Here is a 14,206-nt window from a genome sequence, read left to right as displayed (position 1 = left end):
GCTTTCCCGCGGCGCCGGTTGGATCAGGCTACTTGTTTTCCTTGGACTGGCCCATGATTTCCTGCGCGGTGAAATTGATGCCGCAGGTCGGGAAGGAATTGCCTACGAAGAAATTGTCGGACTGGTCGGGGAAGAAATCCTGGCCCGCCTTGAAGTTCGGATCCTCGACGATGGCCAGCGGCAGCTTGACCGACTGCGGCACGACATTGCCTTCGAGCGCGGCGATCGCCGTCTTGATGGCGACCGCGACCTGGGCCGGTCCGGTGCCCGCCGAAGAGCATTTCAGCCCGTCGCCGGCATGCGCGGCGCAGAATTTGCGGAAGCCGTTTTCCGTCTCGCCACCGAACGGCACGAACGGATGCTTGGCGTCGATCATCGCCTGCACGATGCCGGTGTCGCCGCCCTGTCCCGTGATGCCGTCGAACGGCCCGCTGGTGGCGATCGCATCGGCCGTTGCCTTCTGCGCCACGCCGTCATCCCACTTGCCGACGACCTCGGTGACATCCCACTTCTTGCCGGACCCATCGAGCACCTCATGGATGCCGTTGTGGCGGTCGGTGTCGACGGAGGTACCGGCCACGCCGCGCACCTCGAGCACCTTGCCGCCATTCGGCACATGCGCGACCAGCCATTTGCCCCACAACTCGCCGAGGCCCTTCTGATCGACATTGACGTTGATGGCGTCCTTGGTGTCGAGGATGTTGTCGAAGGCGACGAGAATGACGCCGGCTTCCTTGGCGCGCTTGATCACCGGCCCGAACGCGGTCGGGTTCTGGGCATTGACGACAATAGCGTCAAAGCCGGAATCGATGAAGTTGTTGATCGCCGAAATCTGCGCCGGCACATCCTCGCCGGTCGACACCACCTTGAATTCCTTGAGTTTCTTGGCGACGTCCGGCTGCGCGGCATAGGCCTTGGCGGTCTGGATCATCTGGATGCGCCAGGTGTTGGCGATATAGCCGTTGGCGAGCGCGATGCGGTACGGCCCATCCTTCTTCGGATATTTGAAGAACTGTGTGTCGGCCGCCCAGGGCGCGAAACAGTCCGGCTCGGCGGCCGGCCCCTTGACGATTTCCGGATCGGCGATCGCCGAAGAACTCAGCATAACGAATGCAGTGGCGGCAATGACGCCGCCAACGAGTGACTTGATCATCGGTATTCCTCCCAGTTGCAGTTCTGCTTGTCGATGGATCCGCGCTGTCGGCCGGCTTCCTCACGCCAGTCCAATACGCTTCCGAGGTGACTTGCGCCGTCCCTCTTTCCTCCCCCTCCCGCCCCTCCAGGCGGCTTACAAAACTATCATATTATACATAATAAACAAGCATGAGCTGTCGCTTATGTATAATAAACAGCCTTGTTGCCCCCAATCGCATACTTGGCGGGAAATATGGTAGCGCTACCATCTTATAGTGTAAACCGGCATTCGCACAGTCGCCGCTGCGTGTTTCAACGTGCGGTGCTCTCGCGGCGTATGAGCTCGAAACCGAGGTCGACAACCCGCTGCTGCGGCCTCTGGCCTGCGATCGCGGCAAGCGCCATCGCCACCGCCCTGCGGCCGATTTCGTAGCGATGCGTGCGGACGCTGGTGACCGAAGGGAACGCCGCCTGCATCATGTCGAGATCGTTGAAGCCGACGATGCCGATTGTCTTCGGCACCGCGATCGCGGCACGGCGGCATTCGAACAGAACGCCAAGCGCGATATCGTCATTGTTGCAGAAGACGCCGTCGAGCGACGGCATCTTGGCCAGCGCATCGCGCAAAAGCTCGCGGCCAAGGCTCACGCTGGACAAGAGCGGCGTGGTGGTGACCAGCCGTGGATCGAACAAGCCGGCCGCCTCCATCGCCGCGCGATAGCCGGCAAGGCGCCGTTGCGAACGCGGATCCATGCGCGCACCGATGAAGGCGATCCGCCGGTAGCCCATTTCGATCAGGTGCCCGGTGGCCGTCCGGCCGCCGTCGAAATGCGAGAAACCGACTAGCATGTCGACCGGGTCGGGTCCGGTTTCCATCACTTGCACCACCGGGCAGCCGGCCGTCTCCAGCAGCTTCCGCGACGGCGGCGTCTGGTCGATCCCGGCCACGATCAGCGCCGCAGGGCGCTGCAGGGCAAATACCTGCAGCAGCCGCTCTTCCTCCAGGCCCGAGTAATGCGTGTTGCCGAGCTGGATGCGGAACGGGCTGTCCGACAGGCTGTCATAGATGCCGCGCACCACCTCGGCAAAGACGTTGTTGGTGAGGGAAGGCACCAGCACGCCGAAGACCTCGGCGCGCGCCGAGGCCAATGCCCGCGCGTTGGGATCCGGCACATAGCCGAGCTCGTCGACGGCGGCCTGTATCTGCCGGCGCAGATCTTCCGAAACCCGCCCGGGCTCGCGCAAGGCGCGGGAAACGGTGATTGCGCCGACGCCGGCCTTGCGCGCCACGTCGGCGATTGTGGGGCGGCCGCCGCCACGCCGCGAGCGCGGCCTTGTCACCGCCTTGTCCTTTTTGCACGAAAGGAGCGCAGCGGCGGGTTGACGATCAACAGCTTAGCCACAGCAACCATGTTTCGCAGCCCGTCCCCATTCCGGTCTGGGTCGCGCAGGCCATGGCCATTGTCAAGCCAACGAATATTGGTTCAGCCCACCCCCGGTAGAAGCGATAAGCCCTCAGGCCAACGCCTCGGTGGTCAGACCGCCCTCGCCTGATCGGCCGTAAGCGCCTGCTCCCGGGTGCCGGAGACTATGATCTCAAGGACCTCGTGCTCGTCGGTGTTCCTGACGTGACGGTCGCCGACATTCTCGCCACGCTTGAGCACCATGACACGGTCGCCCACGGCGAAAATGTCGACCAGCCGATGCGAGATGATGATCTGGGCAACGCCCTGCTTTTTCAGTTCCAGCATGGTCTCGAGGAGCCGCTCGGTCGCCATCACCGAGAGATTGGCGGTCGGTTCGTCGAGGATCACGACGCGTGGCTCGAAGGAGATCGCGCGGGCAATTGCCACGGATTGCTGGCGGCCGCCCGACAGGCTTTCGACCTTCTGGAAAACGGAGTTCACGTCGACCTTGAGCCGCTTCAGCACGCTGTCGGCTTCCGCGTACATCTTGCGGCGATTGACAAAAGGGCCTTTGCGCGGCCAGCGGCCGAGAAAGATGTTCTGGCCGACATCCATGTTCCCGCAAAGAGCGAAATCCTGGTAGATCATCTCGATGCCGGCATCGCGGCTCTCATGCGGACTCTTGAAGTGCACAGGTTGACCGGCGACGAGGATTTCGCCGGCGTCGCGCTGATAAGCGCCGGTCAGGATCTTCATGAGCGTCGACTTGCCGGCCGAGTTGTCGCCGACCAGTCCAAGGATCTCTCCGGGATAGAGCACCAGATCGACTTTCCGAAGCGCCTGGACAGCGCCGAAGGCTTTTTCGATGCCTCGCATTTCCACGATCGGTTGAGGCAACGCAGCATCAGGCATGAATGGTTTCCTGGGTTCGTGCGCGTCGCGCGAGGCGGGCTCGCAGGCGACCGAAGATGTTGGCTTGGCGCACCCAGATGTCGATCAGCACCGCGACGATGAGGATGACGCCGATGAAGACGTTGATCCAATGCTGCGGCATGCTGAAGCCCTGGACATTGAGCTGCAGGAGCGACCGAACGAGAGTGATCACGGCTGCACCGGCTAAAGAGCCCAGCATGGTGCCGTAGCCGCCGAAGATCGACCCGCCGCCGATGATCACGGATGCGATGGCATCGAGTTCGCGGAACTGGCCTGCAACGGGATTGAAGCTTCGGAAATAGGCGACGTTGATGATCCCTGCCATCGTCGCGCAGAACGCCGCCAGCATGAGCGAGATGAAGCGCGCCCGGTTGGTGTTGATGCCGGCATAGGCGGCGGCGCGTATGTTGCCGCCGGTTGCGTAGACCTTTTGCCCGAACGGCGTATAGGCGAGCACGATGCCGGCAATCAGGGCGACGAAGATCATCCAGACCGTCTGCACGCTGACCACCTCGGCCAGTGTTTTGAGGATGCCATCCGGAAGCACGATGCCGAAGTGAAGGAGGATGTCGTTCACCTTGCGGCCAAGCAGGTTGTAGCCCTCCGGCCAGCCGGTTAGCTGCTGGCCGGCGACGAACCATGCGGCGAGACCGCGGGCGATGTAGAACATCCCAAGCGTGGCGATGAAGGCCGGGAGCTTCAGGCCGACCGCAACGATGGCGTTGACGAGGCCGGCGAGCATTCCCGCCAGCAGGCCCATCGCGATGGCGGTGACGGGATCGGCGCCCAGGACCTTCAGGAAATAGGCCGCCGCGCTGCCGGCGAGCGCCAGGACGGCTCCGACGGAGAGGTCGATATCGCCGGCAGCGATGACGTAGGTAAGCCCGACCGTGATCAGCGCCAGCTCGGTATAGTTGAGCAGGATCGCGAAAGTGTTGGACAGGTTCCACCAATAATCCGGCCTCAGCAAAAGACCCGTGAGCCACAGCACCACGGTCAGGATGACGGCGAGGGCATCGCGCCGGGCGAGGAACTTGCCGAACCCGGTCGCCGACAGCGCCATGTCGGTCGCCATTGCGCCCTTGGTCACCACGCCCTCGAGCGCGACGCCGCCGATCTCGAAGGCCGGCGGCGGCGGCCTGCCGCGCAGCCATGCCCAGAGGCGCGCCGCGACCTGGCGGCGGATGAGGTGAGGTTCAATCAGCACGGCAATGACGAGCAACAGCCCGAGAAAAACCGGCACCGCGCCGACCGGCAGGGAATAGACGGCGTTGACCGTCACCTCCTCCTCGCCGATCTTGATGGTGCGCGTGATCGGCAAACCCTCGCGCAACACCTTGTCGAGCAGAACGACCAGCGTGGCGCCGAGGCAGGACCCGGCGACGCGGCCGCGACCGCCGAGAATGGAAGCGCCGCCGATGATCACCGCGGCGATGACGGTTAGTTCGCCGCTAACGCCGTAAAGCGGGGTCACACCCTTGTCCTGAGCGGCCGACAGGAGGCCGGCAACGGTGGCGCAGAGCGACGAGAGCAGATAGGCGCGGATGCGTACCCAGTTCGTCGGTATGCCGGCATAGACTGCTGCCTGCTCGTTGCCGCCCGTCGCAAAGGTCTCGTAGCCCCAGCGAGTGTTGGCGAGCACGTAGGCGCCGATCACGGCAACGACCGCGAAGATCGCGATCTGGTTGTTGAAGCCGAAGACGTTCGTCTCGCCGAGATGAAAGAAGAGCGGGGCCTCCTTCGCTTTGCCTGGATAGTAGATCGCCTGACCGTGAGTCAGGGCGAGGACGAAGCCGCGGCCGATCAAAAGCGTGGTCAAGGTGGCGATGAACGCCGGCACTTTTAGGATGGTAACGAGCACGCCGTTGACGAGGCCGATCGCCATGCCAAGAAGGACGCAGACGATCACCGACGTGACGATGTCGAGATCGGCGAAGCTTGGCGCGAACAACCTGGCAAAAACGACGGCCACAAGGCCGTAGATGGAGCCGACCGAAAGGTCGAGGTCCTTGTTGATGATGACGAAGGTCATTCCGACGGCGATGATGGCGACCCGCGAGGTATCGCGAAGCACTGCATGGAACGCCTCTGGTGAGCCGAAGAACGTCGGATTGACGGCAGCGCCGCCGAGATAGATCAGCGCCAGCAGGGCAAGCAATCCCATTTCCCAGCCGCCGACGAGCTGGGACGGAAGGCGACGAGCGAGAGCTTCAGCGGGCATTTTTGATGAAGGGTTCCGAAGGCCAAAATGCGCGGGAGGATACCAGCCCTCCCGCGCCAGGTTCAGGATCGCTTTGACATTCAGTTCTCGAAACGCTTGCCGACCTTTCCAACAGTCTCTTGCGTCACGAGTTGGGCACGCGTGTCGAGATTGGCGGCTGAGATGCCACGATCGATCTGCAGATAGAGCTGCATGACCGGATAGAAGCCCTGCAGGAAGGGCTGCTGTCCGAGCGCGCCCGTCAAGTCGCCGCTCTTCAACGCATCCTGCTGCGCCGGACCGAGGTCGAAGCCATAGGCACAGATTTTTCCGGTCTTTCCCGTCTGCGCGACGGCCTTGACCAGCGCCGGCGTGAACACGTTGTTGCCGGCGAAGGCGCCGACGACATCACCGCGCGATTCGAACAGCGTCACGATGCCGTTCACTGGATCGTTCGGATTGGTGTCGATGCCGGTGTTCTCGGGACCTGCGTCGACCTTGAAGGCCTCGAGCTTGCCGGCAGCCTTCAGGCTTTTGACGACCGCGTTGAAGGCCGAGGTGACGCGATTGTTGACCTCGATGTTGCCCATTGCGGTCGAAGACGGGAAGACGATCGAGCCCTTCTCGATACCCTTGTCGACCAGGCACTTGACGAGCGCCTCGCCCGCGATTGCCGCGGCGGAGGCGTCCTGACCAGTGTGGCTGATGCCGCTGCGGTCGAGGATCGTGCCGTCGAAGGAATTGGTCGTTGCTACCGGTATGCCCTTGGCCTCGGCGGCCTTGACGATGTCGTTATAGGCGCCGACCTGGGGCGTTGTCATGATCAGCCCGTCGATAGTCGGATCCTGCACGATCTGATTCAGGATTTCGATCTCGCGGGCCGGGTCGTCGGTCGGAGATTCCGAGCCGAGCAGCAGTATCTTGGCGCCGATCAGATTGCCGGCGGCAGTCGCACCGACATAGACCGGATCGAAGAAGCCGTTGCCGGCTGTATGAGTCACGATCGCGAAAGTGAGATGACCATCGGCCGAATGGAAGTCCTTGGTGGTGGGAGCCTCCTTGGCGGCTTCCTCGAAGCTGTAGCCGCCGACTGCTTTCTGGACGCCGCCGGACTGAGCGAAGGCGGAGGGCACGCCGAGCAACAACGCCGCGGCGCATGCCGCGAGCGGGAAAATACGTCTCATGATTATCCTCCCTTGCATTCAACGGGCGGAAGCCGTTCGAGCGCATTTATTCAGGGGATTTTCCGAGTGCTTCCTCCCACTTAGCAATATTCCGCCCAAAGCCTGTCCAAGTAAATAGCCTGCTGCGTCCAGTGTTCGGGCGCGACGTCATGCGAAAGAGTGCGGACGCCCCCACCCAGCCCCTCCCTTTGCGCCGGTAGACAATCTTGCAATGGCTAGGTTTTGCTGGCGGACATCAGGCCAACGCTTCGGCGCTCCGCCTCGCCTTCCACATAAGCAGCAAAATGGCGGTGAGATTGACCAGGTTCCAGGCGATGCCGTTGAGGAACGCGGCGGCGTAGGAGCCTGTGAGATCGTAGATCCAGCCCGACATCCAGCCGCCGACCGCCATGCCGAAGATGGTCGCCATCAAGACGATGCCGACGCGCTGGCCGGCTTCCTTGGCCGGCATGTAGTCGCGCACGATGATCGCATAGCAGGGCACGATGCCGCCTTGCGAGAGACCGAAGATGAGCGAGACGACATAGAGCGAGGCAAGCCCGTCGAAGGGGATATAGAAGAGCAGCGACACGCATTGCAGCGCCGAGCCGATGAGCAGCGTCTTCACCGCGCCGATGCGGTCGGCGAGGAAACCCGACCCGATGCGGCTGACGACGCCCGCCGCCAGCATGATCGACAGCATGTCGGCGCCGCGCGCGACGCCGTAGCCGAGATCCATGCAATAGGCGACGATGTGCACCTGCGGCATCGACATCGCCATGCAGCAGCCGAAGCCGGCGACGACAAGCAACATCTGCAGCGCTGACGGCGACAATGAGATCGGCTGAACCGGGCGGCTGCCGGATGAGCCGGCGGCCTCGCGCGGCGCGCCGCGCCGCAGCATCAGCACCAGCGGCACCATGGTCGCAAGGCAGAACACACCGATCGCCGCATAGGCGAAACGCCAGCCTTCACCTCGCATTATGTAGGGAATCACGATCGGCCAGACCGCACCGGCCAGATAGCTGCCGGAGGCTGCGGCCGTCACGGCGACCCCGCGGCGGCGGTTGAACCAATGCGAAATATCCGCAATCAGCGGCCCGAAGATCGCCGAGGTGCCGAGGCCGATCAACAGCCCCTGGGCAAGGGTGAAGCCGAGGATCGAGGTGGTGAGCGAAGCGAGAAGAAAGCCCGCGCTCAGCGCCGCCGCGGAGGCGAGTGCCGGTATCCAATAACCCATGCGATCGATGGCGCGCCCGACCAGCACATTGCCGGCGGCGAAGCCGACCATGGTCGCGGTATAGGGCATCGAGGCGGCAGCCCGGTCGACACCGAACTCGGCCTGAACGGCGGGCAGAACCACGACCACCGCCCACATGCCGGCGCCGCCTATCGTCGCCAGCAGCAAGGAAATGCCGAGCCGCATCCACGCATAGAAGCTGTCGATGCCGGCGTCGTTTGCCGTGTTTCCGGGGATTGTCGTCAAGGCGTTTCCTGTCCGCGATTCTTCGAGACCGGGCGGTTTCAGCGCAGTATCGGCGCATTTCTGCTGCCGAGCAGCGCCACGACGGACAAATGCGTGGCTCCAGCAACCGGGAACCGGCCCTGCCGCCCGGAGTTGTGCCCATGGAAGGAGCTTCACCATGACCGCTAAAAAAAAATGGTCGGCCGAGGTGACCGAGCACAGCGACGCGCTGGATCTCGAAGAGCACGTCTTCGAATCCGACGATGCCAAGAAGATCGCCGCTTCGCTCAAGCGCTCGGCCGAGCACAGCCACCGCCGCAAGGCGGAGCCGTTCCGGTCCGCGATGTCGATGCTGAATTTCTACATCAACCGCGCCGGCAGGAACCTGCCGGAGCAGCGCAAGCGGGTGCTGGAAAAGGCGAAGGACGAATTGCGCGTCGCCTTCGGGCGCGAGAAGCAGGACTAAGGCCTGCTCAGATTCAGGTCAGGCCGAGTCGAGAATGGTGGCTTCCGAGAACCGGCCTACGCCGGCCGTAGCCTTCATAGAGCGGAGACACTTATGACGGCTTTGGCCGGCGAAGGCCGGAGCGGAGCGTACTTTAAGTACGTGAGCACCGGAAGCGCAGGAAGGCGCCGTTCGCAGGCCGGCCTCACCTGAATCTCAGCAGGCCTTAGCGCGAGCGGATGACGTCGTCGGTATTGGCAAGCAGCTTGCGCACGGCATTGCGCGCCGCATCCGGCCGCTGCAGCCGGATGTTCTTCTCGATCGCTTCGTGCAGTTTCTGGGCGTGCTGCAGATCGTCCAATTCGCGTGTCGTGTAGGCGAAGAGATGGTCGAAGGCGGATTCGATGAGGACGCCGAGCGGCACCAGCAGGTCGTTGCCCGAGGCCCTAAGGATGGCGAGATGGAAGCGCGTGTCGGCGCGGGTGCGCTCCTGCAGGTTGGTCGCCTCGCCCATTTCGCGGCAGGCCTGGCTGATCTCGGCCATCTGCTCATCGGTGCGCCGCATTGCGGCAAAAGCCGTCGCTTCCGGTTCGATGATGTGGCGGAACTCCTGCACCGTCCGCAGGAAGACTTCACGATCCGGCGACGTCGCGTACCAGGCGAGCACATCGCGGTCGAGCAGGTTCCAGCGCTCTTTCGGCTCCACCCAGCTGCCGATCTTGGGTCGCGACGCCAGAAGGCTCTTGGCCATCAGCATCTTGATCGCCTCGCGCACCGCCGAGCGGCTGACGTCGAAGGTTTCCGACCATTTCGCCTCGTTGGGCAGGATGGTACCCGGCGGATAGTCGCCGCGCACGATCCGAAGGCCGATTTCGCTGGCTAAAGAGGTATGCACGCTGGCGCCAGGGATGCGCGGCGCATTGGGCCGGCGAGTACCGGCCGGGCGCTCGGCGGATGCCGCTGTCGTTGGCCTATTTTCGTTGTTCGGCTTCGCGTTCCGCATATATCCACAAAGTCCGGTTTTCAGAAGCTGTCAAGCACGGCAAACCAGCTTTACCGCAAAGCGCGCGGATGTGCACAGCTCAACCAGCGTTTGTCTCCTCATGCCGTCTTGACGTATTTGCGCCAGCTATGCTCGGGCCGGAAGCCCAGCACCTCCCTCGCCTTGCGGTTCGACAGCAGCGTCTCGAATTCGCCGAGCTCGGCTTTCACCGGCACGCCGGGATAAAACCGCTTCAGGAGCTCGGCCGTCGGCAGGTCGGACGAGGTGTCGTCATTGGCCGCGTTGAACACCTGGTAGCCTAGCCCGTCCTTCTCGATCGCGCGCAAGGTGATCTGGCCGAGATCGCGGGCGTCGATGTAGCTCCAGGCGATACGCTTGCGGAAACCCGGATCGGCGAACCATTTCGGGAATAGCGCATATTCATGCGGCTCGATGACGTTGCCGATGCGCAGCGCATAGATGTCGAAGCCGCTGCGCAGCGCGAAGGCGCGCGCGGTCTTCTCGTTGACGATCTTCGACAGCGCGTAGCTGTCCATCGGGTCGACGTCATAGTCCTCGTCGAGCGGAAAATGCGTCGGATTGCGCGGCTCGTTGGCGAAGACCAGGCCGTAGGTCGTCTCGCTGGAAGCGACGATCACCTTGCGGATGCCGAGCTTCACCGCCGCCTCGATGACGTTGTAGGTCCCCATCGCGTTGATGCGGAACACCTCGTTGTCGGGCGTGATCATGATGCGCGGGATGGCGGCGAAATGCACCACGGCATCGACCGGCTGCGCCCGCAGCGACGGGTCGAACTCGTGCAGCCCCGCATAGCTCGACAGCGCGTTGAACACCTGGCCGCTGTCGGTGATGTCGGTGATTAAAGTGCGCACCTTCGGGTTGTCGAGCGGCCTGGTGTCGATGTTGAGCACCTGGCAGCCATGCTCGACCAGATACTGCACGACATGACGGCCGGCCTTGCCGCTGCCGCCGGTGAACATGATCCGCTTCGTCATTTTACTCTCCACATTGCTCGGGAATTCTGTGTATTGTCAGACAATATGGCGCTCCGCAATCGCCTGCCAACGGCGATCCGCGAAAACCTTCTCCAGCAATCGCTCGCCGGCCGGTCGCGCCGGCCCCGATCATCAGACAACAACGATAGGGACGAAACGACATGACCACCACCGCTGCCCGCGAGAACATCGGTTTCATCGGTCTCGGGCTGATGGGGCACGGCATCGCCAAGAACATCGTCGACAAGGGTTATCCGCTCACCTTCCTCGGCCGCAAGAACCGCAAGCCGGCAGAGGATCTGCTTGGCCGCGGCGCCAAGGAAGCGGCGACCTCGCGCGAGGTGGCGGCGGCCTCCGACATCGTCTTCATTTGCGTCACCGGCTCACGCGAGGTGGAGGCGATCATCCGTGGAGCCGGCGGCCTCAAGGAAGGCTTGAAGAAGGGCTCGGTGGTTGTCGACTGCTCGACATCCGACCCGACGTCGACCATGGCTTTAGCCGCCGAACTCAACGCGCTTGGTGTTGATTATGTTGACGCTCCCCTCAGCCGCACGCCGAAGGAGGCCTGGGAAGGCACGCTCGACGCCATGGTCGGCGCGCCCGATGCGGTGTTCGCACGTGTGAAGCCTGTTATCGAGACCTGGGCCGGGCGCATCGTCCATATCGGCGACACCGGCGACGGCCACCGCATGAAATTGCTCAACAACTTCATTTCGCTGGGCTACGCGGCGATCTACTCCGAAGCTCTCGCCCTGGCGCAGAAGGTCGGCATCTCGCCGCCGCGCTTCGACAGCGTGATCCGCAACGGCCGCATGGATTGCGGCTTCTACCAGACCTTCATGCGCTGGACGCTCGACGGCGACCGCGACGCGCACAAATTCTCCATCGCCAATGCCTTCAAGGATCTGACCTATCTGGAATCGATGGCGGGCGCCGCCGGCATTGCCAATCCGCTGGGCAACGCCACCAAGAACTCATTCGCGACCGCCTTTGCCGCTGGGCCGGCCGAGCAGTATGTGCCGATGCTCGCCACACATGTCGGCAAGCTCAACGGTGTCGACCTGATGCCGTCGAAGGACGGGGTTAAGCAGAAGATCTGACAGCCATCGGCGCGAGTTCCCTTCTCAGCGCCGCGACAGCTCGATCACCTCGTCGGTGTTGGCGAGCAGCTTGTGCACCGCGCTCCTGGTGGCCGCCGGGCGCCGCAGGCGGATGTTCCGCTCGATCGCCTCGTGCAGGGATTGGGCCCGCCGCTGGTCGCTGTGCTCGCGCGTGACGAAGACGAAGAGATGGTCGAGCGCCGATTCGATCAGGACGCCGAGCGGCACCAGCAGCTCGTTGCCGGAAGCCCGCAGGATGGCGAGGTGAAATCGCGTGTCGGCGCGCGTGCGCTCCTGGATATGCGTCGCTTCGCCCATCTCGCGGCAGGCCTGGCTGATCTCGACCATCTGCTCGTCAGAGCGCCGCATCGCCGCGAAGGCGGCCGCCTCCGGTTCGATGATGTGGCGGAACTCCTGCACCGTCCTCAGGAACACCTCGCGGTCGGGCGAGGTCGCGTACCAGGCGAGCACGTCCCGGTCGAGCAGGTTCCAGCGCTCTCGCGGCTCGACCCAACTGCCGATCTTCGGCCGCGACGCCAGCAGGCTCTTGGCCATCAGCATCTTGATGGCCTCGCGCACCGCCGATCGGCTGACGTTGAAGGTTTGCGACCACTTGGCTTCATTGGGCAGGATGGTGCCGGGCGGATAGTCGCCGCGTACGATCCTGAGGCCGATCTCGCCGGCGAGCGATGCATGCACGCTGAGACCGGAGATCCGCGTCGCCTCAGGCCCGCGTATGACGACCGCCGCTGGCTCGGCTAAGCGCTTCGCTGACTTTTCCCGTGGCATCCGCGTTCGGTGCCTCCTGTCGCGAGCTCCAAGACGCCCGCAAAACTCTGCCGGACAAGAAAATTCTGGGCGCGGAAAAGTCTTGGCCCGCCACCCCCGGCAAGGCCGCGCCCATGATCCTGGCGAAAAGTGGAGGGGCGCCCTTCGAAGGGCGCCCCGGGATGGAAGCCTACTTCTGGATGCAGGTGTCGACCGTGTCCTTGGTGCATTCGTCGAGACCGGTGAAGACCGGATCGTCGACCTTCTTGCCCTCGATCAGGTCGATCATCACCGACGGCGCCTTGTAGCCCATCTCGAACGGGCGCTGGCCGACCAGAGCCGTCACCAGGCCATCCTTGGCGATAGCCACTTCGTCGCCGATCGTGTCGGCGGCGCCGATGACGAATTCGTTCTTGGCGATCTTGTCTGCCATCGGCTTGAACAGGTCGCGGTAAGGCTGCGGCGCGCCGAACAGCGGCCAGCCACCCTCGATTGCGAAAGCATCGAGCTTGGGATTGGCGGCAAGGATGTCGGTCATCGCCTGCACGCCCTTGGCGCCGTCGTCATTGGTGAACACCGGGCATCCCGCCACCTCGGTCCAGCCGCCCTCGCCGGCAAGCGCCGCAAGGCCTTCCTTGCCGCTGAGCGCATCGCGCGTGCCCTGGGCGCGGCGCAGGATGTTGTCGGCTGCGGGGTTGCCTTCGATCAGGCAGACCGTGCCGCCGTTCGGCTTGGCCTTCTTGATGTACTCACCGATCTTGTGACCCATCAGATAGTTGTCGGTGCCGAGATAGGTCTTGCGCAGCGCTGCATCTTCCTTGGCAAGGTCGGCGTCGACCGTCATGATCGGGATCGACGGATTGGCGCTCTTGATCGTCTGCGCGATCAGCGGCGCGTTGGATGGCGAGATCGCCATTGCCACTGTGTCGGGCTTGCTCAGCATGTCCTGGACGATCTGGGCTTCGCCCGCCTCGTCGGAGGTCGACGCCGGGCCCGTATAGAAGCATTCATATTCCGAGCTGGCGTTTTCCTTGTTCCACTTCTCGCAGCCCTGATGGATGGCTTCGAAGAACGGGTTGTCGAGACCCTTGACGACAATGACGAGCTGTTTCTTGGCCAAAGCCGGCCCGGCGCTCAACGCCATGGCGGCGACGGCGGCGAGCAAAAGTGATTTCCTCATATCAGTCCTCCCTTGAAAACAGACGGACACGACGTGCCCGCCACACCAACCGACCTGGACGCAAGGACACGGGAATTGCCTCGAACGTTCGTGTCTTAAGCCGGGCCGATAAGCATTTGCCGATCCGTTCCAGGCCGAATGAACACTGGCATCGCCGGATCTTAACCGATCCTTGCCCACCGCCTCCGCCGAGCAGCGATTTGCGAGGGCAAGCTCTTCCTCCGACGCTAGCTAATATCGGCTCGCCGCCAACGTCAATTCCTATTTGTCCTACAAAACGGATTTTTCGACGAGTTCCGAAATTAATCGTCCGACAGTTGATTGACGCCCATGCGGGTTTTGCCTAAATGAACCGATCGCACCCGCTCGGGAGGAGTTGGAGGTGCGAGGCCCAGGCGGCGCCGACATCGATGA

Annotated in this window: 11 protein-coding genes and 1 pseudogene; 2 read left to right on the top strand and 10 right to left on the bottom strand. The window is 63.2% G+C overall.

What is annotated here, in order from left to right; translation table 11 throughout:
* Positions 1-28 precede the first annotated feature (28 nt).
* From EJ071_RS18740 to EJ071_RS18715, 6 genes and pseudogenes are all read right to left on the bottom strand, one after another.
* Positions 29-1,153: a sugar ABC transporter substrate-binding protein gene (locus tag EJ071_RS18740; RefSeq protein ID WP_126099178.1), complete on the bottom strand. Its 1,125-nt coding sequence runs from the start codon at positions 1,151-1,153 to the stop codon at positions 29-31.
* Positions 1,154-1,449: 296 nt separating this feature from the next.
* A pseudogene (locus tag EJ071_RS18735) lies at positions 1,450-2,475 on the bottom strand (LacI family DNA-binding transcriptional regulator); the annotation flags it as partial.
* Positions 2,476-2,669: 194 nt separating this feature from the next.
* The gene (locus tag EJ071_RS18730) at positions 2,670-3,452 is read right to left on the bottom strand and encodes an ATP-binding cassette domain-containing protein (protein ID WP_126099176.1); all 783 of its coding nucleotides are present in this window, start codon (positions 3,450-3,452) and stop codon (positions 2,670-2,672) included.
* Complete coding sequence (locus EJ071_RS18725; protein WP_126099175.1) at positions 3,445-5,694, bottom strand: ABC transporter permease; 2,250 nt, start codon at positions 5,692-5,694, stop codon at positions 3,445-3,447. The genes EJ071_RS18730 and EJ071_RS18725 overlap by 8 nt, the downstream gene beginning before the upstream one ends.
* A gap of 80 nt (positions 5,695-5,774) precedes the next feature.
* Entirely contained in the window at positions 5,775-6,857 is a 1,083-nt protein-coding gene (locus EJ071_RS18720) for a substrate-binding domain-containing protein (RefSeq protein ID WP_126099174.1), read from the bottom strand.
* Positions 6,858-7,092: 235 nt separating this feature from the next.
* The gene (locus EJ071_RS18715; protein WP_126102642.1) at positions 7,093-8,262 is read right to left on the bottom strand and encodes an MFS transporter; all 1,170 of its coding nucleotides are present in this window, start codon (positions 8,260-8,262) and stop codon (positions 7,093-7,095) included.
* A gap of 217 nt (positions 8,263-8,479) precedes the next feature.
* Here EJ071_RS18715 and EJ071_RS18710 point away from each other — a divergent pair, with 217 nt between their 5' ends.
* Positions 8,480-8,767, top strand: coding sequence for a DUF3175 domain-containing protein (locus EJ071_RS18710; protein ID WP_126099173.1), 288 nt, complete (start codon positions 8,480-8,482; stop codon positions 8,765-8,767).
* 205 nt (positions 8,768-8,972) lie between these two features.
* Here the strand turns inward: EJ071_RS18710 and EJ071_RS18705 are convergent, their stop codons facing one another.
* Entirely contained in the window at positions 8,973-9,749 is a 777-nt protein-coding gene (locus EJ071_RS18705; protein WP_126099172.1) for a FadR/GntR family transcriptional regulator, read from the bottom strand.
* 98 nt (positions 9,750-9,847) lie between these two features.
* Positions 9,848-10,744 carry an NAD(P)-dependent oxidoreductase gene (locus EJ071_RS18700; protein ID WP_059187157.1) on the bottom strand — a complete coding sequence of 299 codons (897 nt, stop codon included), beginning with the start codon at positions 10,742-10,744 and terminating at the stop codon, positions 9,848-9,850.
* 161 nt (positions 10,745-10,905) lie between these two features.
* Here EJ071_RS18700 and EJ071_RS18695 point away from each other — a divergent pair, with 161 nt between their 5' ends.
* Positions 10,906-11,844, top strand: a complete 939-nt coding sequence (locus EJ071_RS18695; protein ID WP_126099171.1) for an NAD(P)-dependent oxidoreductase — start codon at positions 10,906-10,908, stop codon at positions 11,842-11,844.
* Between the two features lie 24 nt (positions 11,845-11,868).
* On the opposite strand, the gene EJ071_RS18690 is transcribed toward EJ071_RS18695, so the two are convergent.
* Entirely contained in the window at positions 11,869-12,633 is a 765-nt protein-coding gene (locus EJ071_RS18690; protein WP_126099170.1) for a FadR/GntR family transcriptional regulator, read from the bottom strand.
* A gap of 169 nt (positions 12,634-12,802) precedes the next feature.
* Complete coding sequence (locus EJ071_RS18685; RefSeq protein WP_126099169.1) at positions 12,803-13,792, bottom strand: sugar-binding protein; 990 nt, start codon at positions 13,790-13,792, stop codon at positions 12,803-12,805.
* Positions 13,793-14,206: the final 414 nt, after the last annotated feature.

Source organism: Mesorhizobium sp. M1B.F.Ca.ET.045.04.1.1, from assembly GCF_003952465.1.
Classification (GTDB): Bacteria; Pseudomonadota; Alphaproteobacteria; order Rhizobiales; family Rhizobiaceae; genus Mesorhizobium; species Mesorhizobium shonense.
The sequence above is the reverse complement of the archived record's forward strand: the minus strand, read 5'-3'. Positions and strand labels throughout refer to the sequence as shown.

Excerpts from the sequence above, each read along its gene's own strand:
- EJ071_RS18730 (WP_126099176.1), bottom strand. The coding sequence starts at position 3,452 with ATGCCTGATGCTGCGTTGCCTCAACCGATCGTGGAAATGCGAGGCATC.
- EJ071_RS18725 (WP_126099175.1), bottom strand. The coding sequence starts at position 5,694 with ATGCCCGCTGAAGCTCTCGCTCGTCGCCTTCCGTCCCAGCTCGTCGGC.
- EJ071_RS18715 (WP_126102642.1), bottom strand. The coding sequence starts at position 8,262 with ATGCGGCTCGGCATTTCCTTGCTGCTGGCGACGATAGGCGGCGCCGGC.
- EJ071_RS18705 (WP_126099172.1), bottom strand. The coding sequence starts at position 9,749 with ATGCGGAACGCGAAGCCGAACAACGAAAATAGGCCAACGACAGCGGCA.
- EJ071_RS18685 (WP_126099169.1), bottom strand. The coding sequence starts at position 13,792 with ATGAGGAAATCACTTTTGCTCGCCGCCGTCGCCGCCATGGCGTTGAGC.
- EJ071_RS18740 (WP_126099178.1), bottom strand. The coding sequence starts at position 1,153 with ATGATCAAGTCACTCGTTGGCGGCGTCATTGCCGCCACTGCATTCGTT.
- EJ071_RS18690 (WP_126099170.1), bottom strand. The coding sequence starts at position 12,633 with ATGCCACGGGAAAAGTCAGCGAAGCGCTTAGCCGAGCCAGCGGCGGTC.
- EJ071_RS18720 (WP_126099174.1), bottom strand. The coding sequence starts at position 6,857 with ATGAGACGTATTTTCCCGCTCGCGGCATGCGCCGCGGCGTTGTTGCTC.
- EJ071_RS18700 (WP_059187157.1), bottom strand. The coding sequence starts at position 10,744 with ATGACGAAGCGGATCATGTTCACCGGCGGCAGCGGCAAGGCCGGCCGT.
- EJ071_RS18710 (WP_126099173.1), top strand. The coding sequence starts at position 8,480 with ATGACCGCTAAAAAAAAATGGTCGGCCGAGGTGACCGAGCACAGCGAC.
- EJ071_RS18695 (WP_126099171.1), top strand. The coding sequence starts at position 10,906 with ATGACCACCACCGCTGCCCGCGAGAACATCGGTTTCATCGGTCTCGGG.